Origin of the sequence: Amycolatopsis orientalis, assembly GCF_000943515.2 — a bacterium.
Lineage (GTDB): Bacteria > Actinomycetota > Actinomycetes > Mycobacteriales > Pseudonocardiaceae > Amycolatopsis > Amycolatopsis orientalis.
In genome coordinates this window covers 509,763-535,390 of record NZ_CP016174.1, presented here as the reverse complement: position 1 = coordinate 535,390, position 25,628 = coordinate 509,763, and the positions used below count along the sequence as shown (strand labels likewise).

The window sequence follows — 25,628 nt, the reverse complement described above, 5'->3', positions numbered from 1 at the left end:
CACATGGAATTCCAGGACGTCGTCCGACGCCGTCGCATGGTCCGGAAGTTCACCGACGAGCCCGTCGCCGAGGACAGTCTCCGGCGCATTCTGCGCAACGCGCTGAAGGGTCCCTCGGCCGGTTTCTCACAGGGACAAGGATTCCTGGTCCTCACCGGCGAGGAACTCGCGAAGTTCTGGGAGTTCGGGGCCGGCTGGGCACCGGAATCAGTGACCACGGCGCCGGTCGCCATCGTGCCGCTCTCGGTCAAGAACGCGTACCTCGACCGCTACGCCAAGCCGGACAAGGGAGTCGCCGATCGCGACGAGTCATGGTGGCGTGTGCCGTACTGGGACGTCGACACCGGGATGGCGACGCTGCTGATCCTCCAGACCGCGGTCGACGAAGGCCTGGGCGCCGTGTTCTTCGGGCTCGCACCGGAAAGCGTGGAGCGGCTCCACAGCGAGTTCGGCGTACCCGAGGATCACGACCCGATCGGCGTCGTGGCGCTCGGCCACGGCGACGAACCCGGCCCCTCGCCGGGCTCGTCGGCGACCAAGATCGCTCGCCGCGACTTCGACGACGTCATCCGTTTCGGTCATTGGTGAGGCGGTGCAGCCTGAGCGCGAGCTGGAGTTCCAGCGCGCGCTCGGGCGCCTGCCATTCCTCGCCCAGCAGCGACGCGATGCGGTCCAGCCGCTGCACGACGGTGTTGACGTGCACGTGAAGGAGATCCTTGGCGCGCGTCAGGTTGCCGCCACAGGCGAAATACGCGCGGAGCGTACCGATCAGGTCCGTGCCCCGGCGTTCGTCGTAGTCGAGCACCGGGCCGATCGTCGCGGTCACGTACGCGCCGAGATCGGCGTGTTCGCCCAGCAGCAACCCGACGAAGCCGAGGTCGGCCATGCTCGCGCCCTCACCCGCCCGGCCCAGTGCCAGCAGCGACGCGACACATCGGGCGGCTTCGGCGTGCGCCTCGGCCAGCGCCCGCGGTGAGGCGGCCGGGCCCGCCGCGCCGACCGTCACCGCACAGTCCATTGTGGACGTGAGTTCCGCCGCGACCGAACGGGCCAGCGCGCCGGGATCCTCGCCCCGGACCAGCAGGACGACCTCATCGGCGTGGACGCCGACCAGATCGGCGTGCCGGGCGGCGGCCATGGCCAGCCTGCGCCGGGAGACGTCGTCGGAATGCGCGATCAGCACCGCGTGCGGTGTCGACAAATCGACCCCGAGGCGACGTGCTCGCGCCAGCAACGCGGCGGGATTGCGGCCGGGCGCGGTGAGCAGATCCGACAACAGCTCCCCGCGCACCTCGTCCTCGGCCCGCGCCACGGACCGGCGCTGCATCAGCAGTACCGCGGTGACCACGCCCGCCCGCTCGAACAGGCGGCGGTCCGCCTCGCCGAGTGACGGCCCGCCGCTCAGCACCAGGCTGCCGAGGAATTCCTGTCCCGCTTGGACGGCGCACAGCCAACCATCCTCAGTGGACACAGCGCGCCCGCTCGCCCTGGACGCCGACACCGCCGTCCGCGAAAGGCTCGAGTCCCCACCGGTCCTGGCCAGGACGACGCCCTCGGCGTCGTAAACGGCGATGGCGCCGCCGAGCACGTCCGCGACCGCGGCGGCGACCTCGGCCAGGTCACCGCCGCGCAGGACGAGATCCATCAGCCGGTCGTGCGCGTCTTCGGCGCGGCGCATCGCGTCGTTGTGCGCGCTGATCGTCGCGTTGGCGGCGTTCAGCTCGGCGACCGCGCGGCGGGTCTCGTCGAGCAGATGCGCGTTGTCCAGCGCGATCGCCGCGTGGTCGGCCAGCGAGGAGAGCAGCGCGACCTCTTCCGGGCTGAACTCCCGCGTGCTCCGGTCCGAGGCGAACAGGACGCCGATGACCTTGCTGCCGATCGCCAGCGGCACCCCGAGGATCGCCGTCAGGCCCTCGTCGCGCACGCCGGTGTCGATCGACGACGTATGGCGGAACCGCTTGTCGTTGAAGTAATCCGCCGTCGCGTACGGCCGCGCGGTCTGCGCGACCAGCCCGCCGAGCCCCTCGCCCATGCCCAGCACGATGTCCTGGAACAGCGCGGAAACCGAGCCGTCGGTCACCCGGACGTAGGTGTTTCCCTCGGTCTCGTCGTTGAGGCTGAGATACGAGACGTCCACGCCGAGGAGCGCCCGCGCCCGCCGCACGATCGACCGGAGGACGGCGTCCGGATCGTCCAGTCTGGCGAGGTCGCTCGCCGTGTCGAACAGCGCGGCCAGCTCCGCCTCACGCCGCCGGTGCTCGGCGACGGTGTCGCGGATCCGCAGCGCCAGCTCGGTGGCCTTCGGATCGACCGGGACCCGCGCCAGCTGCTCGCTGCCCGCCCCGGAGGCGAGCAGTTCGAGCAGCCGGCGCAACGCCCTCGCCGTCCCAGCACCGTCCACAACGGTCATGCTGACACGTGAGCGGGCTCCGTGAGAACTTCGGAATGCAGGGACTCGCCCTTGGTCTCCCGGGCGGCGAGCAGGGCGATGACGGTCAGCGCGCACATCGCGACGACGTAGAGCGAGACCGGGATCGTGCTCCCGAACTCCTTGAACAAGGCGACCGCGATGAGCGGGGCCACCGCGCCCGCCGCGATCGACGACAGCTGCCCGCCGACCGAGAGGCCGGTGTAGCGGACCCTCGTCGGGAACTGTTCGGAGAAGAACGCGGCCTGCGGGCCGTACATCGCCCCGTGCAGCACCAGCCCCACGGTCGCCGCGAGAATGATGACACCGGAGTTCTTCGTGTCGAGCATCGCGAAGAACGCGAAACTCCACACCGCCATGCCGATCGCGCCGAACAGATAGACCGGGCGCCGCCCGATCCGATCGGAAAGCTTGCCCCATAAGGGGATCGTCACGAAATGCACGGCCGAGCCGATGAGCACCGCGTTGAGTCCCGCCGATTTCGGCAGGCCCAGCCCGGTGGTGACGTAGACCAGGATGAACGCGGTGATCACGTAGTACGAAACGTTCTCCGCCATCCGCGAGCCGATGGTGATCAGCACCGCGCCCCAGCTCTTCCGGAACACCTCGACGACCGGTGCGTGCGTGGTCGTGTTGTTCTTCTGCGCGGCCAAGAACACCGGCGATTCGCTGACCGCGAGCCGGATCCACAACCCGATCACCACGAGGACCCCGGAGAGCAGGAACGGGATCCGCCAGCCCCAGCTGAGGAAGGCCTCATCCGACTGCGTAGCGGCGAGCACTGTGAGGACCGCCGTCGCGAGCAGGTTCCCGCCAGGGGCGCCGCATTGCGGCCACGAAGCCCAGAATCCGCGTCGCTTGTCGTCGCCGTGTTCGGAGACGATCAGGACGGCGCCGCCCCATTCCCCGCCGAGCGCGAAGCCCTGCACCAGCCGCAGCAGCGTCAGCAGGATCGGCGCCAGGACACCGACGGAGGCGTACGTCGGGAGGACACCCATCGCGCAGGTCGAACCGCCCATCAGCAGCAGGCTCAGCACCAGCAGCTTCTTGCGGCCCACCCGGTCGCCGAAGTGCCCGAACACCAGCCCGCCGACCGGCCTGGCGAGGAAGCCGACGGCGTAGGTGAGGAACGCGAGCAGCGTGCCGGTCAGCGGATCGTTGGAGGGAAAGAACAATTTGCCGAACACCAGCGCCGCGGCGGAGGTGTAGAGGAAGAAGTCGTACCACTCGATCGTCGTGCCGATCAGGCTGGCGCTGACGACCTTCGCGATCGAGCCGCGGTTCTGCGTGGTCACCGAAGGCGTCCTTTCGTTAGAAACTGTTAGCGGAGCTGGAAGTGGATCCGGGAAGCGGCCGAACGCGTGAACCCGCCCCGGCCGAAGGCCCCGCTATCGCGGTGGCGGGGCGCCCTTTCGCCATCGTGAGGTGGACGACCAGGCAGCGCCCTGCCGACGTCGATCGCGGTCGCGGGTTCACCCGGAGACACAGGGGTTCACGCGGCGGTCCAGCCACCGTCGAGGGGGATCGAGGTACCGGTGACATGGGCGGCGTGGTCGCCGGAGAGCCAGAGCACGCACGCGGCGACGTCGGCGGGTTCGATCAGCCGTTTGATCGCCGAACGCCGCAGGAGGACCTGTTCGATGACGGCGTCGCGTTCGAGGCCGTGTTCCTCGGCCTGCGCCTCCAGCTGGCCGGTGACCAGCGGCGTCCTGACGTAGCCGGGGCAGACGCAATTGCTGGTCACGCCGTGTTCCGCGCCTTCGAGCGCGGTGACCTTGGAGAGGCCTTCGAGGGCGTGCTTCGCGGTGACGTAGGCGGATTTGAACGGGCTCGCGCGGAGCCCGTGGACGCTCGACATGTTGACGACGCGCCCCCAGCCGCGGTCGTACATGCTCGGCAGCACACGGCGGATGAGCAGGAACGGCGCGGTGACCATGAGCGACTGGAGCCGGACGAACGTCTCCGGCGGGAACTCGTCGATCGGCGCTATGTGCTGGAAACCGGCGTTGTTGACGAGGATGTCGATCTCGGCCGGGAGGGTCTCGATGGCCTGGGCGTCGGTGAGGTCGATGACGTGCGCGATGCCGTTGACGCCTGCCGCCGCCTTTTCGACGGCGTCGTCGATGTCGACGAGGTGGACCTTGGCCCCGGCTTCGGCGAGCGACTCGGCGCAGGCCAGGCCGATACCGCTCGCCGCGCCCGTGACCAGCGCGGACTTCCCGGCCAGATCGCTGTGATACGCACCACTCATGCCCGACGACGTTAGGTCGCCCCCGGCACTTAAACCATGTGGCTACGCGCTACACCTGCTCAAGATCCTGTATGTGCCCGTCACACCCCTGCGTTTCGTCCTCTGGATGCGGTGGTTGCGCGTGCAAGTACCGCATCCAGAGGACGAAACGCGGGCTAACCGGCGGCGTCCGAGATGGACTTCGCCTCGCGAGCGCCCGCCTCGAACGCTTCGCACGAGAAGAGCAGCCAGGACCGGACACCCTCCGAAGTCCCTTCGGCGAAGGCCGAAGCGGCTTCGAGGTACTTCGGCACCCGGCGGAAGTACGCGACCTCCGGCACCGTCAGCGCCTTCGGGTCCAGCCCCGTCGCCACCGCCGAAAGCCGGGCGGCCGCCCGTGCGACGACCCCGTCCGCGGAGCCGAAAGGCTTGAGTGCCAACAGTTCTCCGTGCACGACGGCGGTCAGTACCGGCCCCGGTACCGACGTCGCACCGGTGACGAGCTGCGCCAGCATCTCCAGCCGCGGCCCGACGTCGCCGGACGACCGCGGCCGTCCCAGCGCGTCGAGGTCCGACACGAGATCCGACGCCGCGAGGACATGCAGCCGCGCCAACGCCTGCAGCGGCGCGCGCCGCCAGGTCGGGAGCATGCCCTCCAGCGCTTCCGCGACCCGCAACGCGCCGGCCAGCACCGGATCGGTCACCTCACCGGACTCCGGCAGTTCGGGGGCGGCGCCTTCGATCCCGGCCGACGCCCGCGCCGACCGCACGGACGCTTCGGCGGCCGTCGCGGCACCGCCGCGCAGGTTGGCGGGCAGCCGGTGCACGGCGAACACCGCGTCCTGCGCCGATTTCGCGGCCGCCGCGACCCCTTCGAGGTCGAGCAGCGGCTTCAGCGGATCCGTCATGCGTCCAGCACCTGCCCGGCGCGCCGCACCACGGGCGCCTGTACCGACCACGGGAAGTTGATCCACCGATCCGTGTGCTTCCAGACGTACTCGCACTTGACCTCGGAACGCGGCTTCTCGTAGACGACCGCGCAGCGCACCTCGGCGACGTGGTCGGCGCAGAAGTCGCGGACCAGCTTGAGGGTCGCGCCGGTGTCCGCGACGTCGTCGGCGACGAGCACCTTCTTCTTCGTCAGGTCGACGACGTTCGGCACCGGCGGCAGCATCACCGGCAGATCGAGACGCTGATCGACACCGGTGTAGAACTCGACGTTCATCACGTGCAGGTTCTTGACGTCCAGCGCGTAGCCGAGCGCGCCGGCGACGAACAGCCCGCCGCGCGCGATCGACAGGATCAGGTCCGGCTCGAAGCCGTCGTCGGCCACGGCCTGCGCCAGATCCCTGCTGGCCGACCCGAACAACTCCCAGGTGAGCTCTTCCCGCTCTTCGGCCATGCCGCCTCGCCTTCTCGATCGTTCCCGCGAGCATAGGCAACACCCCAGTGGCCTTCTCGAATGCTTCGAAACTGGCTATCCAGCAAGGCCATTACCGGTCGTAGCGTCAAGATCGTGACCGACTGGAACCACCATGCGACCTTGACCGGCGAACGCGTCCGCCTCGAACCCCTCACCCGCGACCACGCGAAGGGCCTCTTCGAAGCCGGATCCGACCCGGCGATCTGGACCTGGCTCAGTCTCCGGCGCCCGGAGGACCTCGCCGCCGCCGAAGCGATGGTCGACGACATCCTCGCCGACACCGACCGCCGCGCCTGGGCGCAGATCGACGCGCACACCGGCGAGGTCGCCGGCACGACGTCGTTCTACGCGATCAACGCGCGCCACCGGATCCTGTCCATCGGCTACACCTGGATCGGTACCGCCTGGCAGCGCTCCGGGCTCAACCGGGAGTCGAAACTCCTGTTGCTGCGCCACGCTTTCGACGACCTCGGCGCGAACCGCGTCGCGTGGGAGACCGATATCCGCAACCTGAAGTCGCAGCGCGCGATCGAACGTCTCGGCGCGCAACGGGAAGGGGTGCTGCGCGCGCATCGCGTCCGGCCCGACGGAACCGTGCGAGACACCGTCCTCTACTCCCTCACCGGACCAGAATGGCCGGCGGTCCGTACCGCCTTGTCCTCAAGCGTGTGAATGCCGTGCGCAACCGCGATGCAACCTTTTACTTCGCGTCGTAACGTCGATAGCGTGCCAACGGGCGTGAAGACACGCGAATCACAGGAGGCATCGCACCATGACCGAGCAGTCGCCGGCGCTGGACAATTTGCTCACGGAGAGCAGGACCTTCCCCCCGAGTGAGACCTTCAGCGCGCAAGCGAATGCCACCGCCGACTTCTACGCCGAAGCCGACGCCGACCGGGAAGCGTTCTGGGCCAAGCAGGCGGAACGCCTCCACTGGGAAACGAAGTGGTCACAGGTACTGGACTGGACCAATGCGCCGGTCGCGAAGTGGTTCGTGGGCGGCAAGCTGAACGTCGCCTACAACTGCGTCGACCGCCATGTCGCGGACGGCCACGGCGAGCAGGTCGCGATCCATTGGGTCGGCGAGCCCGGTGACAGCCGGGACATCACCTACGCGCAGCTGAAGGACGAGGTTTCCAAGGCCGCGAACGCTTTCGAGTCCCTCGGGCTCACGGCGGGCGACCGGGTCGCAATCCAGATGCCGATGGTGCCCGAGGCGATCGTCGCGATGCTCGCGTGCGCCCGCATCGGTGCCATGCACAGTGTCGTCTTCGGTGGTTTTTCCCCGACAGCGCTGCGTTCCCGTGTGGATGACGCGGCCGCGAAGGTCGTCATCACCACCGACGGCCAGTACCGCCGCGGCAAGGCCGCGCCGATGAAGGTGAACGTCGACGAAGCGCTCGAAGGCGCCGAATCGGTCGAGAAGGTCATCGTCGTCCGCCGCACCGGCGACGAGGTGCCCCTCACCGAAGGCCGCGACGTGTGGTGGCACGACCTCGTCGACGGCCAGTCGGCGGAGCACGCGCCGCAGGCGTTCGACTCGGAGCACCCGCTCTTCATCCTCTACACCTCCGGCACCACCGGGAAGCCGAAGGGCATCCTGCACACCTCCGGCGGTTACCTGACCCAGGCGGCGTACACGCACCACAACGTCTTCGACCACAAGGCGGGCGAAGACGTCTACTGGTGCACCGCCGACATCGGCTGGATCACCGGCCACAGCTACATCGTCTACGGGCCGCTGGCGAACCGGGCGACGCAGGTCGTCTACGAAGGCACGCCGAACCCCCCGCACGAGGGCCGCCACTGGGAGATCGTGCAGCAGCACAAGGTCTCCATCTACTACACCGCGCCCACGCTGATCCGCACGTTCATGAAGTGGGGCAACGAGATCCCGGAGAAGTACGACCTCTCCTCGCTCCGCGTGCTGGGCAGTGTCGGCGAGCCGATCAACCCCGAGGCGTGGATGTGGTACCGCGAGCACGTCGGCGCGAACTCCGCGCCGATCGTCGACACCTGGTGGCAGACCGAGACCGGCGGGATCATGATCTCGCCGCTCCCGGGCGTCACCTCCACGAAGCCGGGTTCGGCGCAGAAGGCGCTGCCGGGCATCTCGGCGAAGGTCGTCGACGACCAGGGCGTCGAGGTCGGCAAGGGTGGCGGCGGCTACCTGGTGCTCGACAAGCCGTGGCCGGGGATGCTGCGCGGCATCTGGGGCGACGAGCAGCGCTTCCGCGAGACGTACTGGTCGCGCTTCGCCGACCAGGGCTACTACTTCGCCGGTGACGGCGCGAAGTACGACGCCGACGGCGACATCTGGCTGCTGGGCCGCGTCGACGACGTGATGAACGTGTCCGGTCACCGCATCTCGACCACCGAGGTCGAGTCCGCGCTGGTCTCGCACCCGACGGTCGCCGAGGCCGCCGTCGTCGGCGCGACCGACCCGACCACGGGGCAGGGCATCGTCGCGTTCGTCATCCTGCGCGGCAACGCCGTCGACGGGGGCGAGCAGGCCGTTCAGGAGCTGCGCAACCACGTGGCGAAGGAGATCGGGCCGATCGCGAAGCCGCGGCAGATCCTGGTCGTGCAGGAGCTGCCGAAGACGCGGTCCGGCAAGATCATGCGCCGCCTGCTGCGTGACGTCGCCGAGAACCGCCAGGTCGGCGACGTGACCACGCTGGCCGACTCGTCGGTGATGGACCTGATCTCTTCGGGCCTGAAGACCGGCAAGTCCGAGGAGTAGCCCTCCCTACGCGCGCCATGAAAGGTCCTTTCCTTGCAAATTTTGCAAGGAAAGGACCTTTCATGGCGTCCGACACGCCTAGCACACCCCGCCGCGCACCACTCGAACGCCTGTTCTAGGATGTGCCGGGTACCACCCCATACCCGGGCAAGGAGACGACACCGACGATGACCGTGGATGCCTTGACGCGCACTGACGCCGCGTCCGAAGAAGCGGCTACCGAAGCGCCCGTCGACTCGACGCCGCAGGCGGAGGCCACCGAGACCCCGGCCGAGTCCAAGGCCGAGACTCCCGAAACGACCGACGCCCCGAAGTCCGACGAGGCCCCGGCTTCCGACGATCAGGTGGCCGAGTCCCCCAAGCCCAAGCGCGGCCGCCCCAAGGTCGCCACCACGGCCAAGAAGACCCGCACCGTCGAGCTGACGCTCACGGTCACCGGCACCGCCGACGGCGAGTGGCAGGCCGAGCTCAAGAACGGCGCCAAGTGGGTCGCGAAGGGCCTGGAGATCCCGGCCGCCGCCGTGTCCCGCGCCGCCAAGGAGCTGCACGCGGACCTGTCCGGCCCGATCGACGAGGTCATCAACGCCGCCCGCGAGCTGCAGGCCGCGAAGGTGGCCCAGCTCGAGGCCGAGCTGGAGAAGGCGAAGCTGGCGCTGGCCGAGCTGGACGCTTAAGACTTTCCTCCCGACCGGGGCGGACGCTGGAAATCAGTGTCCGCCCCGGTTTCTGTTATCCGCCGATCGGCGGCCGCAAAGGCAGCGGCGTCTTGAACTCGATCCAGCGACTGTCCACAATGGCCTCGACACTGTGCGGGACACCGCGCGGGTGGACGATCGTCCCGCCCGCTTCGAGCGCGACCTCCCGGCCGTCGAGCGTGCCCCGCAGTGAACCCGACAGCAGGTACACGATGCTGTCGTGATCGTGGCTGTGCACGGCAGAAGCGACACCGGCCGGATAGAAGATCTCGTACGCCAGACCGCCTTCCGCCCGCGCGAGCGCCCGGTACCGGCCCTGGCCGCCGATCAGCGGCAAACCCTCCACTGTGGACATCTGCGTCCAGCTCATCGCGCGGGCTCCGGCTCCACGACCTCCTCGCGGTCCGGGTCGCGGGCGAGGACGACGCCGATGACGGTCACCACGGCGGTCGCGAGCAGGTAGACGCCGATCGCGACCCAGGTGCCGTAGCCGGCGAGCAGCGCCGTCAGCAGCAGCGGCGCGGGCGCCCCGCCGATGACACCGGCGAGGGTGTAGGCCAGCGAACTGCCGGTGTAGCGCAGCCGCGGCGAGAACTGCTCGGTGACGAGCGCGGCCTGCGGCCCGTAGAGCGCGGCGTGGATGACCAGCGCGAGCACGATCCCGATCACCAGCATGACGAACGAACCGCCGCTGATCATCGGGAAGAAGACGAACGGCCAGATCCCGGCGGCGATGGTCGCGATCAGGTACATCTTGCGCCGCGAAACCCGGTCCGACAGCGCGCCGAACAACGGCATCAGCACCAGCTGGAACGCCGAACCGATCATCACCGCGGCCAGCCCCGCGCCGCGCGAGAGGCCGGTGTGCGTGGTGACGTAGGTGAGGACGAAGACGGTGAACAGGGCGTAGAGCACGTCCGGGCAGACACGGATCAGCACGGCGGCGACGAGCGCGCGGCGTTCGGTGCGGAAGACCTCGGAGACCGGCGCCGACGGGCGTTCGCCGCGCTCCTGGATCCGGCGGAAGACCGGCGTCTCCTCCAGTTTGAGCCGGATCCACAGGCCGAAACCGACCAGCGCGCCGGAAAGCAGGAACGCGATCCGCCAGCCCCAGCTGTTGAATTGGTCCTCGGTGAGCAGCGCGGCCAGTACGGCGAGGACGCCGTTCGCGAGCAGGTTGCCCGCAGGCGGGCCGATCTGCGCGGCCGACGCCCAGAATCCGCGTTTGCCGGGATCGCCGAACTCACTCGACAGCAGGACGGCGCCACCCCATTCGCCGCCGATGCCGACACCCTGCGCGAACCGCAGCGCGACGAGCATGACCGCCGCGAAACCGCCGATGGTCTCGTAGGTGGGCAGGACGCCGATGAGGAAGGTCGCGACACCGGTGAGGACGAGCGTCATGACCAGGATGCGTTTGCGGCCGAGCACGTCGCCGAGGCGGCCGAAGATGATCCCGCCCAGCGGACGGGCGAGGTAGCCGACGGCGTAGGTGGAGAACGCCGCCATCGTGCTCGCGAGCTGGTCCTCCGAGGGGAAGAAGAGGTGCCCGAAGATCGTCGCGGCCGCCACCGAGTAGGCCGCGAAGTCGTACCACTCGAGCGCTGTTCCCGAGAGGCTGGCCGCGAAGGCCTTGTGCAGCGAGCGCCGGTCACCGGCTGGTGAAGTCATGTCCACATCCCGTCCGTTCGAGGTCCTCAACCCCGCCGGGAGGGGTTGAATTGCGGATATACTCCTTGTATACAAGGCGTATGCGCAACCCCCAATCTCGGAGGACAGATGCCTGAGCTGCGTTTCACCCTTCCCGACGGCCAGGAGCGGCGGACCGAGGTCCACACGCTCCTGAACGCCGGATACGCCGGTCGCAGCCAGGAGGACGTCGCCGCCCACGTGGCCGAACTGGCCGAGCTCGGCGCCCCCGCGCCCTCGGTGATCCCGGCGCTCTACCCGGTCGCGCCGTACCTGGCGAGTCAGACCGACGAGGTCCCCGTGCAGCACGAGCGGACCTCCGGCGAGGCGGAGTGGGCCATCGTCATCACCGGACCCGCGCCCGAGGACGTCCTCCTGACCGCCGCCTGCGACCACACCGACCGCGCGCTCGAAGCGCACGGCGTCGCGTGGAGCAAGAACGCCGGCCCCGACGTCCTCGCCGCCAATGCCTGGCGTCTCGTCGACGTCCAGGACCGGCTCGACGACCTCACGCTCTCCGCCTGGGCCGGGGAAACCCTGATCCAGCAAGGAAAACTCGCGGAACTGCTGCCGCCGTCGTACTGGCTGGACGTGCTGCGCGAACGCGGCCTGCACGCACCGGGCACGGTACTGATCTCGGGCACGATCCCGATGGTTCACGGTGTCGACCAGTTCACCGACTCCTGGCGCGTGGAACTGGGCGACCCGGCGACCGGCGAGACGATCGACCTGGCCTACCGGGTGCGGCGGCTGCCCGAACCGATCGGCTGAAGCAGTTCGCCGACGAAGGCGCGGTACTCGTCCTTCATCGGCAACTCACGCTCGACGCGGACGCGGCGCCGGGTCGCGGCGACCTCGATCTCCCGTACGGGATCGAACCCCGTGTGCTCGTAGGTCTCCCAGTACAGCCCGACGCCGCGCCGCTGCCAGGCGGGCAGTTCGGTGAAGTTGATGCCGTGCGCGTAGAGCAGCTCGTTCTTCTCGGGGATACCGGCGCCTTCCAGGATGCCCCCCGCTTCGCGTGCCGATTTCCCCGCCTTGCGCAAGGTCCAATAGCACCAGCCGTTGAGCGCACAGCGTGTCGCGTCCGCCTGGCGCCACGAGAAATAGTCGACGACGTCGCTCGCCGTCGTGCCGAGCCAGATCCGGCCGTCGAAGTGCGCGGGCACGCCGGCCGCGTGCGTGAACGCCGCCGACGCGACCCCCGCGGAGATCGACACGAGTTTCTCCACCCCACGGCCGAAAAGAGCGGCGGCGGGGTCGAGCAGGACCGAGATCTCGTCACTCTCGGTGTAGACGTACGGCGCGGCGAATTCCGCCATCAAGGCATGCGCCGTCTCGACCATGCACGCGCTGAACCGGGGATCGAACGGCTTCTCGAAACTCGCTTCGGTGAACTTCGAGAACCCGCGGCCGTCGACGCGGAGCACCGTCCACGAACCCGGCGGCACGGTCAGACCGTGGAACCACTCGCGTTCCCGTTGCCGCGCCTCGAAACCACCGGCCTCCACGGTCACCCCCGCTCCACGACGAAACCGCCCGCACCGTCGAAACCGACGGTGTACAGCTCGTCGAACCCGTCCTCGGCGCCAGGCCGCCGAAGACGCTTGAGCGTCGCATACAGACCGACGTCCGGCACCCGGGTTTTTCCCGTCCTGAGCGCGTTGCGCCGGTGCGATCCGGCGAGGTCGGGCGGGAACCAGTACGCCGCGACCGTCGCGCCGTGCCGCCTCGCGACCTCGATCAGCGGCGCCCATTCCTCCGGGGAAGGGTTGGTGTTGTCCACCACCACCGAACGGCCGTCTTCGAGCGCCTCGGTCAGTATCCTCAGCTGCCGCGCCTGAGGGCGGCGGGCGTGGCGGAAGTTGTCCTTGCTGAGGTGGACGTGCGTGCTCGCGAACTCCCGGTGGAAGAACGTCGTCTTCCCGGACGCCTGCAGCCCGATCAGGATCACCACCTCGACCATGCGCCACAATCTAGCCGACGAGTTAGGTAAGCCAATAATGAATAAGGTTTGCCTGCATTGACCACGCACGATCCCCACTCGCCGAATTGCGTTTCCCGTGTTTCACTGAATGGGTGACCGAAACCATCTCCGGCGAATCGACTTCGCATCCCCACGAACCGCACGAGACCCTCGGCGGGAAGCTGAACTGGCTGCGCGCCGGGGGCCTCGGCGCGAACGACGGGATCGTGTCGGTCGCCGGCATCGTGGTCGGTGTCGCGGGCGCGACCACCGACTCCACCACGATCGCGACGGCCGGAATCGCGGGCCTGGTCGCGGGCGCGCTTTCGATGGCGGGTGGCGAATACGTCTCGGTGAGCACCCAGCGCGATACGGAACGCGCGCAGTTGCGGCTGGAAAAGCGCGAACTGAAAGAGATGCCCGAGGCCGAAGAACGCGAACTCGCGGAAATCTACGAGTCGAAGGGCCTTTCCGCGGAACTGGCCGCCCAGGTCGCCCGCGAGCTGACCGAAAAGGACGCGTTGCAGGCGCACGCGGAGGCGGAACTCGGCATCGATCCGGACAATCTGACCAGTCCGTGGCAGGCGGCGTGGGCGTCGCTCGTGGCGTTCACCGCCGGTGCCCTGCTGCCGCTGCTGTCGATCCTGTGGACGGCGACGTCGGCGCGGGTCTGGGCGTGCGCGTCGGCGGTGGTGGTCGGGCTGGCGCTGACCGGGTTCATCAGCGCGAAACTCGGCGACGCCCGGATCGGCCGGGCGATCGCGCGGAACGTCGGCGTCGGCGCGCTGACGATGGTGGTGACGTACTACGTCGGCGTGCTTTTCGGCGTCACCGTGGACTAGGGCCTCGTGAGTGGTGACGAGGGTCAGAACCGTCATCACCACTCACGAGAAGGTCAGTGAACGCCCTTCATGAGCTTGCGGATCATCGGTGTCGCCACCAGGAGCGCCGCCCCGATCACGATGGCCACTCCGCCCACGATGCTGAAGTACGGCGCTTCGTCGTCCACCGTGTAGTACTCGGCGAGCTTTCCGGACATCGCGGTACCGAGTGAGATGGACAGGAAGTTCAGCGCCACCATCTGCGTCCGGAACGCCTCCGGCGCGAGTTTGGTCGACAGCGAAAGACCGACAGGCGAGAGCATCAGTTCCGCCATGGTGAACACGAACAGGATGCCCACCAGCGCGAGCAGCGGGCTCGCGTTCTTGCCGCTGCCGACCATCGGGAGGAACAGCAGGAACGCCACGCCCATGGCGACCGTGCCGAGCACGAACTTGATCGGCGAGGACGGCTGCCGCGAACCGAGTTTCGTCCAGATCGCCGCGATCACCGGCGCGAACACGATGATGAACACCGGGTTGATCGAGTTGACCCACGCCACCGGCATCTCCCAGCCGAAGATGGTGCGGTCGAGGCGCTCATCGGTGTAGGCCGCGACAACGGTGAACTGCTGCTGGTACAGCGAGAAGAACGCCGCGCTCGCGATGAACATCGGGATGAACGAGTACACCCGGCTGCGTTCGTCGGAGGTGATCTTCTTGCTGCTGATGATCACCACGAAGTAGACGACCGAGATGACCGCGACGGCCCCGACCACGATGTCGACCAGGTTGGCCGGGTTGATGACACCGAAGACCACCAGCAGCACGATCGCCGCGACACCCACCGCGGTGGCGCCGAAGACCAGCGGACGCCGCGACGCGGGCAGCGGGTTCGGGATCTCGCTCGCCTTGTCGCCGAGGTTCTTGCGGCCGATCGTGTACTGGATCAGGCCCAGCGCCATCCCGATCGCGGCGAGCCCGAAGCCGACGTGGAAGCCGATCTCGCTCTGCGCGAGCCCGGTCAGCAGCGGCCCGACGAAGCCACCGACGTTCACGCCCATGTAGAAGATCGTGAAACCACCGTCGCGGCGCTCGTCGCCCGGCGCGTACAGCGTCCCGACGATGGCCGTGGCATTGGACTTCAGCCCGCCGCTGCCGACGGCCACACAGACGAGACCGACACCGATACCGGCCAGCCCCGGCAGCAGGGCCAGGCTGATGTGGCCGACCATGATCAGGATCGCGCTGTAGAACAGCGTCCGTTCGGAGCCGAGCACGCGGTCCGCGACCCAGGCGCCGATCACCGCCGAGAGGTAGACCATGCCGCCGTACGCGCCGACGATGCCGAGCGCGGAGGCCTTCGGCAGCGCGAGGCCGCCCTGGCTGACTTCGTAGTAGAGGTAGATGGGGAGGATGCCGAGCATCCCGTAGAACGAGAATCGCTCCCACATCTCGACGCCGAAGAGGTTCGCCAGCCCTCGTGGGTGCCCGAAGAACCTCGTGTCTTGCTGGACCTCGGTAGAGGTACTCACCATGCCGTCCTTATCGAAGACATCGTTGTCGTTTTCCGTTGACATGCTAGAAGCTCATGATGTGGACCGGACACCGACGTCCGTAGCGATCCTGTGGCAACAGTCATGAAGGCGAGATTTCCCCAGCTGGAAGCATTAAAATTGCGTCAAGGTGCGCCGGGAAGTCTGGTCGGCAACAGTATTCGTCGTTGCCGAAATCCGGAGGATGCCGTGACCAGCGGTCCCAACCGCCCCGCGAAAGCCGTCGTCGCCGACTTCGCCCGCTATCTCCGCACCGAAACCACCGGCGGGATGATCCTGCTCGGGGCGACCGCGATCGCCTTGCTCTGGGCGAATTCGCCCATCGACGACATTTACCGCGCGATTCGCGACTTCCGGCTCGGCCCCGAATTCCTCCACCTGAATCTGACGATCGGCGACTGGGCCAAAGACGGTCTGCTCGCGCTGTTCTTCTTCGTCGCCGGCCTCGAACTCAAACGCGAACTGGTGGTCGGCGAGCTTTCGCGGTTCAAGCAGGCGATCCTGCCGGTGGTGGCCGCGCTCGGCGGCATGGTCGTCCCGGCCCTGATCGCGCTCGCCGTCGGCTGGGGGACGCCGGGCATCGACCGCGCGTGGGCCATCCCGGTCGCCACCGACATCGCGTTCGCGCTTGGCGTGCTCGCGCTGACCGCGTCGAACCTGCCGAGCAGCGCCCGGGTCTTCCTGCTGTCGCTGGCGGTGGTCGACGACCTCGGCGCCATCCTCGTCATCGCGATCCTCTTCACCGCGAAGTTCGACCTCGTCGCCGCGGGGGTCGCCGTCGTGGCCCTCGCGCTCTACGCCTACCTGCAGCACCGCCGCGTCCGCAGCGCCTGGATCTATGTGCCGCTGGCGGTCGTCACCTGGGTCGCGGTGCACTCGGCCGGCGTCCACGCCACCATCGCCGGGGTCGCGCTCGGCCTGCTCACCCGCGTCCGCGCCGACGAAGGCGAGGAGCACGCACCGGCGATCCGGCTCGAACACCGGCTGCAGCCGTGGTCGGCCGCGGTGGCGGTGCCGCTGTTCGCGCTGTTCGCGGCCGGGATCACCGTGAACGCCGACTCGCTCGGAGCCGTCTTCACCACGGCGTTGCCGCTGGCCGTGCTCGCCGGTCTGGTCGGCGGGAAGTTCGTCGGGATCTTCGGCGCCAGCCTGCTCGCGGTGAAGTTCAAGCTCGCGGAGAAACCCCGGGGAATGGGCTGGCGGGACATCGGCGCGTTGTCGATGCTCGGCGGTGTCGGGTTCACCGTGAGCCTGCTGATCGCCGATCTGGCGCTCGACGGCGCGGACGTCGAACTGGCGAAGACGGCCGTCTTGATCGCTTCCGCCGTCGCCTCGCTGGCGGGGGCCGCCCTGCTGATGCACCGCAGCCGCGTCCACGCTCAGGAGGATTGAGGCGCGACACTCGCCGGTCCGCCGCGCCCGTGCTGAGGGCACGTGGCACGATGACCGGTGTGAGCAGCCCCAAGCACGAACGCACCGGCCCCGACGGCGTGGGGGCCGTGCCCTACCTCCCCCTGTCGAGCGATGACGACGTGGTAGCGAGCGAGCAGTCCCTCGGGAAGCTCGTCGGCGATGCCACCCAGCATGTCTCGACACTGATCCGCGCCGAAGTCGAGCTGGCCAAGTCCGAGGTCGTCGCGGAGGCGAAGAAGGGCGTCAAGGGCGCCATCTACTTCCTGATCGCGCTGGTCATCGGGCTGTACAGCTCGTTCTTCTTCTTTTTCTTCCTCGGCGAACTGCTGTCGGAGTTCCTGCAGCGCTGGGCGGCGTTCCTGATCGTGTTCGGGCTGATGCTCGCCACGACGGCGGTCGCGGGCTTCCTCGGCTACCGCAAGATGAAGAAGATCAAGGCGCCGGAGCGCACGATCAACAGCTTCAAGGACACCGCCGCCGCGTTCAAGCCGCACCGCGACGACTCCCCCGCCGACCACAGCTGACGGGTTTTCGAGGCGGTGCAGGCGACACCGGATCCGTCGATCGTCCGGATCGACGGCCCGTGGACTCATCGTGACGTCTCGGCGAACGGCATCCGGCTGCACGTCGCCGAACTCGGCGACGGGCCCATGGTGCTGCTGTTGCACGGGTTCGCCGAGTTCTGGTGGACCTGGCACCACCAGCTGACAGCCTTCGCCGACGCCGGTTTCCGCGCGGTGGCGGTGGATCTGCGCGGGTACGGCGATTCGGACAAGCCCCCGCGCGGCTACGACGCCTGGACGCTCGCCGGCGATGTCGGCGGGCTGATCAAAGCACTGGGCGCGCGCAAGGCCCACCTCGTCGGGCATGCCTGGGGCGGCATGCTCGCGTGGACGGTGGGCGCGCTGCACCCCCGGCTGGTCTCCTCGGTGAGCGTGCTCGGCGGTGCGCATCCGCTGGCGTTGCGCCGCGCCGTGCGACGACCGGCACAGCTGCGCGCGTCAGGACATCTCTTGCGCTTCCAGGTACCCATGGCGCCGGAAAAATGGCTGGTCAAAGACGACGCGCTCGCCGTCGAGGAGCTGTTCCGCGCCTGGTCCGGTCCACAGTGGACGGAGACCTCGGACTTCGCCGACACCGTGGGGACGTTCCGGCAGGCGATGCTCGTGCCGGGGGTCCCGCACAGCGCGCTCGAGTACTACCGGTGGGCGTTCCGCGCGCAGTTCCGCGGCGAAGGGCGCCGATTCAGCGACGCGCTGCGAGGCCGCTTCGCCGCCCGGGTCCTGCAACTGCACGGTGAGGACGATCGGTGCGTCCTGCCCGAGACCGCTGCGGCGTCGCGGCGCTGGGCCCCCGACGCGCGGCTTGAGCGCTGGCCCGGCATCGGGCACTTCCCGCATCTGGAGGCCCCGGACCGGACATCCGGGCGGTTGCTGGACTTCCTCCGTATTTTGGAGGCATGACCGAACGCAAACCGACGGGTGTCTCGTTCGAGTCGTGGGTGGACCGGCAGATCAGTGCCGCCGAGGCGAAGGGCGAGTTCGACAACTTGCCCGGGGCGGGCAAACCGCTGCCGAAGACCAACGGCGACGACACCGCGCTCGCTTGGGTGGTGAACAAGGTCCGCGCCGAAGGGCACGACGTTTCGGCGCTGCTGCCGCCTTCGCTGGCGATCGCCAAGGAACTCGACGACCTGCCGGATCGGCTCGCCCGGGTGCGCCGGGAGGCGCGGGTGCGGGAGATCGTCGAGGACCTGAACGAGCGGATCCGCGAGGAGCATCGGCGTCCGGCGGGTGGTCCGGTCCTGCGAGCGCGGCCGCTGGACGTGGAGGAGACCTTGGCGGAGTGGCGGAAGGGCCTCTCCGCGGACTCCTGACCCACCCGCTCACGCGTGTAATGAGCGTGTCCATCCTGGGGTTCAGAGATGTGGGTGTCGTGAGTGGTAAGTGTCGTTCTAGCGGCACTTACCACTCACGACCAGGCATGACTTCGCAAGTAGTCGACTACTTGCGACGTCCCGCACTGAGTCTTCTCATCCTGGTCGTGGCTCGGGGCTGAAGGGCCCTTTCCCCGCATCGCATGCGACGAAAGCGCCCTTCGCCGCGTGAGATGAGAGGAAAGACCCCTTCAGCCGCGCCCCTCGCGCGCCATGAAAGGTCCTTTCCTTGCAAATTTTGCAAGGAAAGGACCTTTCATAGCATCGGCCGGGGAGCGAAAGGACGCTAGTTCGCGCAGGGACCCGTCGAAGTGTTCGCGCTCAGCGCCGGAGCCGTGTCCACCACCGGCTTGACCTGTTCGGACGTCAGCGTGAACCCGGTCTCCGGATCCTCGACGGCCGCGCCGAAGACGACCCCGATGACCTGCCCGTCCGGGTCGATCATCGGCCCGCCCGAGTTGCCGCTGCGGACCTGCCCGCGCACGGTGAACACGTCGCGCTGCACGGTGTTGGACTCGTAGATGTCCGGTCCGCGCAGGTTGATCCGGCCGCGCACTCTGGCGGGCGTCGCGGTGTACGGGCCGTCGAGCGGGTAGCCGAGCACGATCGCGTTGTCGCCGGCCCGCGCGACCCGCGGCGCCAGCGGGAGCACCCGCGCCTGCAGCCTCGGCACCGCGAGCACGGCGACGTCGGCCTCGGGGTCGAAGTAGACGACGCGCGCCGCGAACTTGCCCGAAGTGGACTCGATGGCGACCTCGTCGGTGCCCGCGACGACGTGCGCGTTGGTCATCACGCGCTGCGGCGCGATGACGAAACCGCTGCCTTCCAGCGCCCGTGAGCACGAAGTCGCGTTGCCGCGGATCTTCACCACGCTGCCGTGCACCTGCTTGACGATCTCGCTCGCCTGCAGCGCGGTGTCGGGCGGGCTGGTGTCCTGGACGTTCGGCTTCTGGAACGGGTCCACAATGGACGGGAAGCCGGAGGCGTCCAGCAGTTTGCGCAGTTCGCTCGGGAAGCCTTGCGCCGCCTCCGGCATGACGTCGTTGACGCCGCCGAGCACGACCGAGCTGTTGATCGACTTCGCCAGCCCCGGCACCCCGGAGACCGCCGTGAGCGGCGTCGCGATCAGCCACGCGACCACGAACACCACCGCGGCCTGCACCACCGCGCCGAGCGTCTTGTCGACGCCGGAGAGCTTGTCCGGATTGATCTTCTGGCGCAGCTTCCGGCCGACCCAGACGCCGAGGGTCTCGCCGAGCGCGACCAGGAACACCACGGTCGCCACCGCGAAGGCGACCTTCGCGGCCGGATGCTCGAACAGTTCGACGACCAGCGGCGCGATCTTGATCCCGGCGAGCGCGCCCAGCACCACTCCGACCAGCGAGGGGAGGGCGATGATCACCCCCTGGAACGCGCCGGACACACCGGCCAGCAACGCGAGCAGGATCACCAGTACGTCAACCCAGTTCAACGGCGACTACTCCTTCTCCGGCACTTGCCGCCCGTCGACCCGCGCCTGATGTTCGGCCAACGCTACGTCAAGGTCCCGGACGTCGCCGTGGTCCCATTCGCGTTCCCAGCCGCCGAGCGACAAGGTCATCGCGAGCAGGCCGCCCGTGAAGCCCCAGACGAACAGCCCGCCGACGTCGAACGCGGGCCCTTTCCAGCCGAAGCCCTCGCGTTTCACCTGGAACCGGTTGGCCGGATCGGTGAGTTCGGCGATCGGCACCCTGGCCACCGCCGCGGTCTCACCGGGGTCGACGGCGTGCACGGGGGACGGCGTCCGCCAGTAGGCGAGCACCGGCGTCACGGCGAATCCGGACACCGGCACGAACAGTTCGGGGAAGATCGCCACCGGCAGCACGCCGGAAGGCTCGACGCCGGTCTCCTCCTCCGCCTCGCGCAGGGCGGTGCCGACCGGTCCGTCGTCGCCGGGCTCGGCGCCTCCGCCGGGGAAGGCCACCTGACCGGCGTGGGAGCCGAGGGTGTCGGCACGGCGCTGGAGCAGGACGTCCGGCCCCTCCGGGCCCTCGCCGAAGAGCATCAGGACGGACGCCGGGCGATAACTCGCGTCCGGCGGCACGCTGAACCGGCTGAACGTCTCGGCGCCGACGTCCCGGCTGATCTTGACCAGTGGTTGCAGCCAGGACGGCACGGCCTCCGGGTCCACGAGAGGGCCGGTCATGGTGTCCCTTCCACTGCGGCGCGCACCTGCTCAGTGTTCATGAAGACGCGTGGGTTCTCGATGAGCCGGACGTCGCCACCCGCCGTGACCAGGTACGTCGCGGGAAGGGATGGAGGGACCTTCAGTGCCGTCCGCACCGGCCCCGACTGCCCGTCACCGTCGAAAACGGACGGCAGCCGGACACCCAGTTCGGCCAGCATCGCCAGTCCGTCGGCCCCGGAGCTGGCGACCTGGACGAGGAGCACGCGCGCGGCACCGGGCTGGGCCGCGTACTCCTGGATCAGCGGCAGCTCGCCGCGGCACGGCTGGCACCACGACGCCCACAGGTTGACCAGCACGGGACCGCCGGAAAGCGCCTTGGCGAGGTCGACCCGGGAGCCGTCACCGAGGCATTCGACGTCGACCCCGCGCAGCTTCGCCACCTCGCCCGGCCCGGGCCGCGGGCAAGCGGCGAGCCCGGCTTTCGCGCGGGCTGCCGTGAGATCCCCCGACGTCTTGACGGGCCCCTCGTCGTCACGGGCCGTGAGCAGCGCGACGATCAGGGCCACCACCAGCACGGCGGCACCGAGGGCCAGCTTGGTGACCTTGGTCACCGGCGCGCCGCCAGGTCCAGGATGTGTTCGCGCTCTTCGCCCTTGACCAGCTTCGCGGCCTCTTCGAACTCAGTCGGGCCGATTCCGTACGAGGGGCACATCTTGGCCAGCGGGCAGGCGCCACAGGCGGGTTTGCGGGAGTGGCAGACGCGGCGGCCGTGGAAGATCGTCCGATGCGAGAGGAGGGTCCACTCCTTGCGCGGGATCAGCTCGCCGACGGCGTGCTCGACCTTGACCGGGTCCTCCTCCTCGGTCCAGCCCCAGCGGCGCACCAGGCGGCCGAAATGGGTGTCGACGGTGATCCCGGGGACCCCGAAGGCGTCGCCGAGCACGACGTTGGCCGTCTTGCGACCGACACCGGGCAGCGTGACGAGGTCTTTCAGCTTGCCTGGCACTTCGCCGTCGTAGCGCTCCACCAGCGCCGCGCCCAGTCCCATCACCGAGTTCGCCTTGGCACGGAAGAACCCCGTCGGCCGGAGGTACTCCTCGAGTTCGGCGCGATCGGCGCCGGCGTAGTCGGCGGCGGTGCGGTAGCGCTTGAAGAGCGCGGGGGTGACCTGATTCACGCGGACGTCGGTGGTCTGCGCCGACAGCACGACCGCGACCAGCAGTTCGAGCGGAGTGGTGAAGTCAAGCTCGCAATGGGCGTCCGGGAACTCGTCGTCGAGGCAACGCTTCATCCGCCTGGCGCGTCTGACCAACGCGAGCCGGCTTTCACCCTTGCCCCCCGCACGGGGGGCATTGGTGGGGGCAGGAGGCACCCCGATAGCCTACGGGCGCCATCGGACGAGCCAGTGGGAGCACCCACCGGTTGACGCCCGACACGCCAGAGCACCACCTCGGCGCTTCGATCGAGGACGCCATGAGCGAGGATCTGGAGTAATGCACAGTTTTTCGGAATTCCCAGGGCAGGGCTCATGACAGTCTGGTTCGTCATCCTCGTCCCGTTGGTGATCATGTTCTTCGCGCTGTTCATGGAACGCGTGGAGACCAGGCTCAAGCACGTCGCGGTGCAGGAGAACGAAGTCGAGGAGTTCCTCGAGCAGGCGCAGCCGAACGAGGTCAGGGCCCTCTACGGGCACGGAATCGGGCGCGCGCTCGAGCTGTTCCGGCTGCGCAGGCTCGGCGGGAAGGCGGCCAGGCTACGCGCGCGGCGCGTGCGGAGTTAGGCTCCACGTTCGAGCGAGATCGTTCTCGGCACGGACGCGCCTGCGGCGAGCCGACGGGCGATCTCGCCAGCACGCCCTAGACTGACGCGAAAAGTGATCGGCGACACGATCCCCGGCAACGAGGGTCGGCGTCGTTTCTCGATGAGGAGGCACCCGAGGTGGACGAAACCCTGGCCCGAGCGGGCATTTTCCAGGGTGTTGAGCCGGCAGCCGCCGAGGCGCTGGCACAGACCTTGGAATCCGTGGAGTTTCCTCGCGGGCATGTCATCTTCAACGAGGGTGAACCCGGCGACAAGCTTTACATCATCCAGTCCGGCAAGGTGAAGATCGGCCGCAAGTCACCCGACGGCCGCGAGAACCTGCTGGGCATCTTCGGCCCGTCCGACATGTTCGGCGAGCTGTCCATTTTCGACCCCGGCCCCCGGACGTCCAGCGCGACGACCGTGACCGAGGTCCGCGCGGTGACGATGGATCGCCCGGCACTGCGGCAGTGGATCTCCACGCGCCCCGAGATCGCCGAGCAGTTACTGCGCGTGGTCGCTCGCAGGCTGCGCCGGACCAACAACATGGTCGCGGAACTGATCTTCACCGACGTCCCCGGCCGCGTGGCGCGCGCCCTGCTGCAGCTCGCGCAGCGGTTCGGCAGCCAGGAGGCCGGTCTGCTGCGGGTCACCCACGACCTGACGCAGGAAGAGATCGCCCAGTACGTCGGCGCCTCGCGCGAGACCGTGAACAAGGCTCTCGCCGACTTCGCGCACCGCGGCTGGCTGCGGCTCGAGGGCAAGAGCGTCCTCATCCTGGACCCGGAGCGCCTGGCCCGACGCGCTCGCTAGAGATCTTCACCCGCAACTGCCGCAAGTAGTCCTCTGCTTGCGGCAGTTGCGCGTTCAAGCACCGCGTTCAGAGGACGAAACGCCCCCGACAAGGGACGACACCGCACTAGGCGACCGGCGAGCCCTGAAGGTGACCGGCGGACTGTCTCCCCGGAAGCGCGTCAGCGCGACGGGGAGACTTCACCCCGCGCGCCCTCTTTTGGGCCGAAGGCCCACGGAAACATTTTGCAGGGCGCCCTCAGCACCCACGTGACCTGACTTCGGTCCAGCGCCCTGCGGAATGTTTCCGTCAGCGCGCGGCAACAACGAAGAGCCGGGCGCCACCCCCGACGTGGCGCACCGGCTCTTCGCTGTGCGCGGACCATCCCCCGACGATCCGCGCTCCCCGCCCTCCGGAACAAGGCCCCGACCCGTACGCCGGAGGGAGCTGGAGACTGTGTGCTGTTGTACAACCATCCACGGCCGTCGGCCGTGAACTCAAGTTCTTTCACTCTCAAGGACGCCATCTGGGTCCATTTGTTGCCCCGAATGACCCAGAATGGGCCGACTGTTATCCGATCGAGATGAACCGAGGCGGTTCAAGCCCCCAAGTACCCAGAACGCGGGGGTGACAAACCTTACCGTCACAGATCTGGTACTCGCGTACCAAAGTAGGTCATACTGGTACGCGTGTCCCAGTCTGTGTCCGGAAACTCCGAGAGCCACCGCACCACCCTCGCCGACTACAAGGCCGCGCTGACCGCGCCCGGCTCCCGCGGGGCGGTCGTCGCGTCCCTGCTCGCCCGCCTGCCGATCGCCATGATCGGCATTTCCGCGCTGCTCTACGTCCAGCGCGAGACGGGCTCCTTCGCTTCGGCCGGGCTGGTGTCGGCCGGTTCGCTGGTCGGCGTCTCCGTCGGCGCGGTCGTCCAGGGACGGCTCATCGACCGCTTCGGACCGACGCGGCCCCTGCTGACGACCACGGTGCTCTTCGCGCTGGCGATGACCGCGCTGGTGTTCGCGATCGAGGCCCACGCGCCGACGCTCGTGCTGGTCCCGCTCGCCTTCGGCACCGGGATCACCGAGCCGATGGTCGGCTCGGCCTCGCGGGCACTGTGGACACGACTGCTGCCCGCCGGACCGACCCGGAACGCCGCGTTCTCCTACGAGGCGATCAGCATGGAGGTCTTCTTCATCCTCGGACCCGGGTTCGCGGGGCTGTTGATCGCCGCGCCGTGGGCGGGCACCGGCATCGTGACCGGCTCCCTGACCATGATCGCGGGCGCGGTGCTGTTCGCGCTGAGCCCGACCGTGCGGGCCTGGGGCCCGGCGCCGTCGTCGGGCGGCAAACTGCTCGGCGCGCTGGCCAGCCCGGGGATGCGCACGCTCGCGCTCGCCGCGCTGGGCTTCGGCGCCGTGATCGGGTTCGTCGAGGTCGCCGTCCCCGCGGCCGCCACCGAGGCCGGGAACACCTCGATCGGCGGACTCCTGCTTTCGGCGTGGTCGGTCAGCTCGGTCGCGTTCGGCGTCGCGTACAGCCTGCGCCCGTGGCCACGGCAGATGGGCCTGCGGCTGCCGGTGCTGCTCGCCGGATTCGGCGCGCTGGTGGCGCTGCTCGCGCTGCCGGGGTCGCTCTGGGGCCTCGCGCTCGCCATGCTCGCCGCGGGCGCGCTCATCACACCCCAGTCGACGACGCATTCGGCCGCGATCGAGATCGCCGCGCCGAAGGGCACGGCCGCCGAGGCGTTCGGCTGGGTGCTCACCGCGGTGACGCTCGGCCTGGCGTTCGGGCAGTCGATCAGTGGCTATCTCGTCGAGCACGCGGGCACCGACGCGGCGTTCCTCGCCGCCGGCGCCGTCGGGTTCGCGCTCGCCGCGGTCGTTTGGCTGCTGCGCGGCACCTTCCGTCCGAAGCCGTCGGCGCCCGCCGTCGAGACGCCCGAACTTGTCGGTGCCGCCCGCTAGCTTGCGG

27 protein-coding genes are annotated in these 25,628 nt (G+C 68.8%); 13 read left to right on the top strand and 14 right to left on the bottom strand.

Annotation, left to right across the window (positions count from 1 at the left end):
- The first annotated feature begins 3 nt into the window (after window positions 1-3).
- Window positions 4-588, top strand: a complete 585-nt coding sequence (locus tag SD37_RS02620) for a nitroreductase family protein (protein WP_044853677.1) — start codon at window positions 4-6, stop codon at window positions 586-588.
- Here SD37_RS02620 and SD37_RS02615 read toward each other — a convergent pair.
- From SD37_RS02615 to SD37_RS02595, 5 genes are all read right to left on the bottom strand, one after another.
- Window positions 566-2,410 carry a helix-turn-helix domain-containing protein gene (locus tag SD37_RS02615; RefSeq protein ID WP_044853676.1) on the bottom strand — a complete coding sequence of 615 codons (1,845 nt, stop codon included), beginning with the start codon at window positions 2,408-2,410 and terminating at the stop codon, window positions 566-568. The two genes, SD37_RS02620 and SD37_RS02615, sit on opposite strands and share 23 nt — an antisense overlap.
- Complete coding sequence (locus SD37_RS02610; protein ID WP_044853675.1) at window positions 2,407-3,723, bottom strand: MFS transporter; 1,317 nt, start codon at window positions 3,721-3,723, stop codon at window positions 2,407-2,409. Before SD37_RS02610 ends, SD37_RS02615 begins: the two co-directional genes overlap by 4 nt.
- A gap of 197 nt (window positions 3,724-3,920) precedes the next feature.
- Window positions 3,921-4,679, bottom strand: coding sequence for a 3-hydroxybutyrate dehydrogenase (locus tag SD37_RS02605; RefSeq protein WP_044853674.1), 759 nt, complete (start codon window positions 4,677-4,679; stop codon window positions 3,921-3,923).
- A 155-nt stretch (window positions 4,680-4,834) separates the two neighbouring features.
- A complete protein-coding gene (locus SD37_RS02600; RefSeq protein WP_037318511.1) occupies window positions 4,835-5,566 on the bottom strand; it encodes a Fic family protein in 732 nt (243 codons plus the stop codon).
- Window positions 5,563-6,060 (bottom strand): phosphoribosyltransferase, encoded by a 498-nt coding sequence (locus SD37_RS02595; protein WP_037318519.1) that lies wholly within the window; start codon window positions 6,058-6,060, stop codon window positions 5,563-5,565. Before SD37_RS02595 ends, SD37_RS02600 begins: the two co-directional genes overlap by 4 nt.
- A 114-nt stretch (window positions 6,061-6,174) precedes the next feature.
- On the opposite strand from SD37_RS02595, the gene SD37_RS02590 reads away from it, so the two are divergent.
- The 3 genes from SD37_RS02590 (at window position 6,175) to SD37_RS02580 (ending at window position 9,498) form a co-directional block, all read left to right on the top strand.
- Window positions 6,175-6,753, top strand: a complete 579-nt coding sequence (locus SD37_RS02590) for a GNAT family N-acetyltransferase (protein WP_044853673.1) — start codon at window positions 6,175-6,177, stop codon at window positions 6,751-6,753.
- Between the two features lie 100 nt (window positions 6,754-6,853).
- Window positions 6,854-8,824: an acetate--CoA ligase gene (gene acs / locus SD37_RS02585; protein WP_065912740.1), complete on the top strand. Its 1,971-nt coding sequence runs from the start codon at window positions 6,854-6,856 to the stop codon at window positions 8,822-8,824.
- Between the two features lie 167 nt (window positions 8,825-8,991).
- Window positions 8,992-9,498, top strand: a complete 507-nt coding sequence (locus SD37_RS02580) for a DUF6319 family protein (protein WP_044853671.1) — start codon at window positions 8,992-8,994, stop codon at window positions 9,496-9,498.
- 55 nt (window positions 9,499-9,553) lie between these two features.
- On the opposite strand, the gene SD37_RS02575 is transcribed toward SD37_RS02580, so the two are convergent.
- Together SD37_RS02575 and SD37_RS02570 are read right to left on the bottom strand one after the other, a co-directional pair.
- The gene (locus SD37_RS02575; protein WP_044853670.1) at window positions 9,554-9,889 is read right to left on the bottom strand and encodes a cupin domain-containing protein; all 336 of its coding nucleotides are present in this window, start codon (window positions 9,887-9,889) and stop codon (window positions 9,554-9,556) included.
- Window positions 9,886-11,190, bottom strand: coding sequence for an MFS transporter (locus SD37_RS02570; RefSeq protein WP_044854033.1), 1,305 nt, complete (start codon window positions 11,188-11,190; stop codon window positions 9,886-9,888). The genes SD37_RS02575 and SD37_RS02570 overlap by 4 nt, the downstream gene beginning before the upstream one ends.
- Before the next feature lie 108 nt (window positions 11,191-11,298).
- Between SD37_RS02570 and SD37_RS02565 the strand changes: the two genes are divergently transcribed.
- Window positions 11,299-11,979: a DUF2848 domain-containing protein gene (locus tag SD37_RS02565; RefSeq protein ID WP_044853669.1), complete on the top strand. Its 681-nt coding sequence runs from the start codon at window positions 11,299-11,301 to the stop codon at window positions 11,977-11,979.
- Here the strand turns inward: SD37_RS02565 and SD37_RS02560 are convergent.
- Window positions 11,943-12,725 carry a tRNA(His) guanylyltransferase Thg1 family protein gene (locus SD37_RS02560; protein ID WP_236725258.1) on the bottom strand — a complete coding sequence of 261 codons (783 nt, stop codon included), beginning with the start codon at window positions 12,723-12,725 and terminating at the stop codon, window positions 11,943-11,945. The two genes, SD37_RS02565 and SD37_RS02560, sit on opposite strands and share 37 nt — an antisense overlap.
- Window positions 12,722-13,174 (bottom strand): ATP-binding protein, encoded by a 453-nt coding sequence (locus tag SD37_RS02555; RefSeq protein ID WP_044853668.1) that lies wholly within the window; start codon window positions 13,172-13,174, stop codon window positions 12,722-12,724. Before SD37_RS02555 ends, SD37_RS02560 begins: the two co-directional genes overlap by 4 nt.
- 113 nt (window positions 13,175-13,287) lie before the next feature.
- Here SD37_RS02555 and SD37_RS02550 point away from each other — a divergent pair, with 113 nt between their 5' ends.
- Window positions 13,288-14,016, top strand: a complete 729-nt coding sequence (locus SD37_RS02550) for a VIT1/CCC1 transporter family protein (protein WP_065912739.1) — start codon at window positions 13,288-13,290, stop codon at window positions 14,014-14,016.
- Window positions 14,017-14,069: 53 nt separating this feature from the next.
- Here the strand turns inward: SD37_RS02550 and SD37_RS02545 are convergent, their stop codons facing one another.
- The gene (locus SD37_RS02545) at window positions 14,070-15,530 is read right to left on the bottom strand and encodes a peptide MFS transporter (protein WP_083255243.1); all 1,461 of its coding nucleotides are present in this window, start codon (window positions 15,528-15,530) and stop codon (window positions 14,070-14,072) included.
- A 207-nt stretch (window positions 15,531-15,737) separates the two neighbouring features.
- Here SD37_RS02545 and nhaA point away from each other — a divergent pair, with 207 nt between their 5' ends.
- Genes nhaA through SD37_RS02525 form a run of 4 tightly spaced genes read left to right on the top strand, consistent with a single transcriptional unit; the run spans window position 15,738 to window position 18,837 of the window.
- Window positions 15,738-16,940 carry a Na+/H+ antiporter NhaA gene (gene nhaA / locus SD37_RS02540; RefSeq protein ID WP_044853666.1) on the top strand — a complete coding sequence of 401 codons (1,203 nt, stop codon included), beginning with the start codon at window positions 15,738-15,740 and terminating at the stop codon, window positions 16,938-16,940.
- A gap of 50 nt (window positions 16,941-16,990) precedes the next feature.
- Complete coding sequence (locus SD37_RS02535; protein WP_145926505.1) at window positions 16,991-17,485, top strand: phage holin family protein; 495 nt, start codon at window positions 16,991-16,993, stop codon at window positions 17,483-17,485.
- Window positions 17,486-17,500: 15 nt separating this feature from the next.
- Window positions 17,501-18,424 (top strand): alpha/beta fold hydrolase, encoded by a 924-nt coding sequence (locus SD37_RS02530; RefSeq protein ID WP_044853665.1) that lies wholly within the window; start codon window positions 17,501-17,503, stop codon window positions 18,422-18,424.
- The gene (locus SD37_RS02525; protein ID WP_044853664.1) at window positions 18,421-18,837 is read left to right on the top strand and encodes a DnaJ family domain-containing protein; all 417 of its coding nucleotides are present in this window, start codon (window positions 18,421-18,423) and stop codon (window positions 18,835-18,837) included. The genes SD37_RS02530 and SD37_RS02525 overlap by 4 nt, the downstream gene beginning before the upstream one ends.
- Window positions 18,838-19,183: 346 nt before the next feature.
- Here SD37_RS02525 and SD37_RS02520 read toward each other — a convergent pair whose 3' ends face one another.
- Genes SD37_RS02520 through nth form a run of 4 tightly spaced genes read right to left on the bottom strand, consistent with a single transcriptional unit; the run spans window position 19,184 to window position 22,355 of the window.
- Window positions 19,184-20,368 (bottom strand): MarP family serine protease, encoded by a 1,185-nt coding sequence (locus SD37_RS02520; protein WP_037318560.1) that lies wholly within the window; start codon window positions 20,366-20,368, stop codon window positions 19,184-19,186.
- Window positions 20,369-20,374: 6 nt separating this feature from the next.
- On the bottom strand, window positions 20,375-21,082 hold the full coding sequence (locus SD37_RS02515) for an NUDIX hydrolase (protein WP_044853663.1): 708 nt from the start codon (window positions 21,080-21,082) through the stop codon (window positions 20,375-20,377).
- Window positions 21,079-21,675 (bottom strand): TlpA family protein disulfide reductase, encoded by a 597-nt coding sequence (locus SD37_RS02510; RefSeq protein WP_044853662.1) that lies wholly within the window; start codon window positions 21,673-21,675, stop codon window positions 21,079-21,081. The genes SD37_RS02515 and SD37_RS02510 overlap by 4 nt, the downstream gene beginning before the upstream one ends.
- Complete coding sequence (gene nth, locus SD37_RS02505; protein ID WP_037318569.1) at window positions 21,672-22,355, bottom strand: endonuclease III; 684 nt, start codon at window positions 22,353-22,355, stop codon at window positions 21,672-21,674. Before nth ends, SD37_RS02510 begins: the two co-directional genes overlap by 4 nt.
- 237 nt (window positions 22,356-22,592) lie before the next feature.
- Between nth and SD37_RS02500 the strand changes: the two genes are divergently transcribed.
- The 3 genes from SD37_RS02500 to SD37_RS02490 all read left to right on the top strand — a co-directional run bounded on the left by SD37_RS02500 (window position 22,593) and on the right by SD37_RS02490 (window position 25,621).
- Window positions 22,593-22,844, top strand: a complete 252-nt coding sequence (locus tag SD37_RS02500) for a hypothetical protein (RefSeq protein ID WP_005166943.1) — start codon at window positions 22,593-22,595, stop codon at window positions 22,842-22,844.
- A 158-nt stretch (window positions 22,845-23,002) separates the two neighbouring features.
- On the top strand, window positions 23,003-23,677 hold the full coding sequence (locus SD37_RS02495) for a Crp/Fnr family transcriptional regulator (RefSeq protein WP_003081747.1): 675 nt from the start codon (window positions 23,003-23,005) through the stop codon (window positions 23,675-23,677).
- Window positions 23,678-24,346: 669 nt separating this feature from the next.
- The gene (locus SD37_RS02490; RefSeq protein WP_044853661.1) at window positions 24,347-25,621 is read left to right on the top strand and encodes an MFS transporter; all 1,275 of its coding nucleotides are present in this window, start codon (window positions 24,347-24,349) and stop codon (window positions 25,619-25,621) included.
- The last annotated feature ends 7 nt before the right edge of the window (window positions 25,622-25,628 follow it).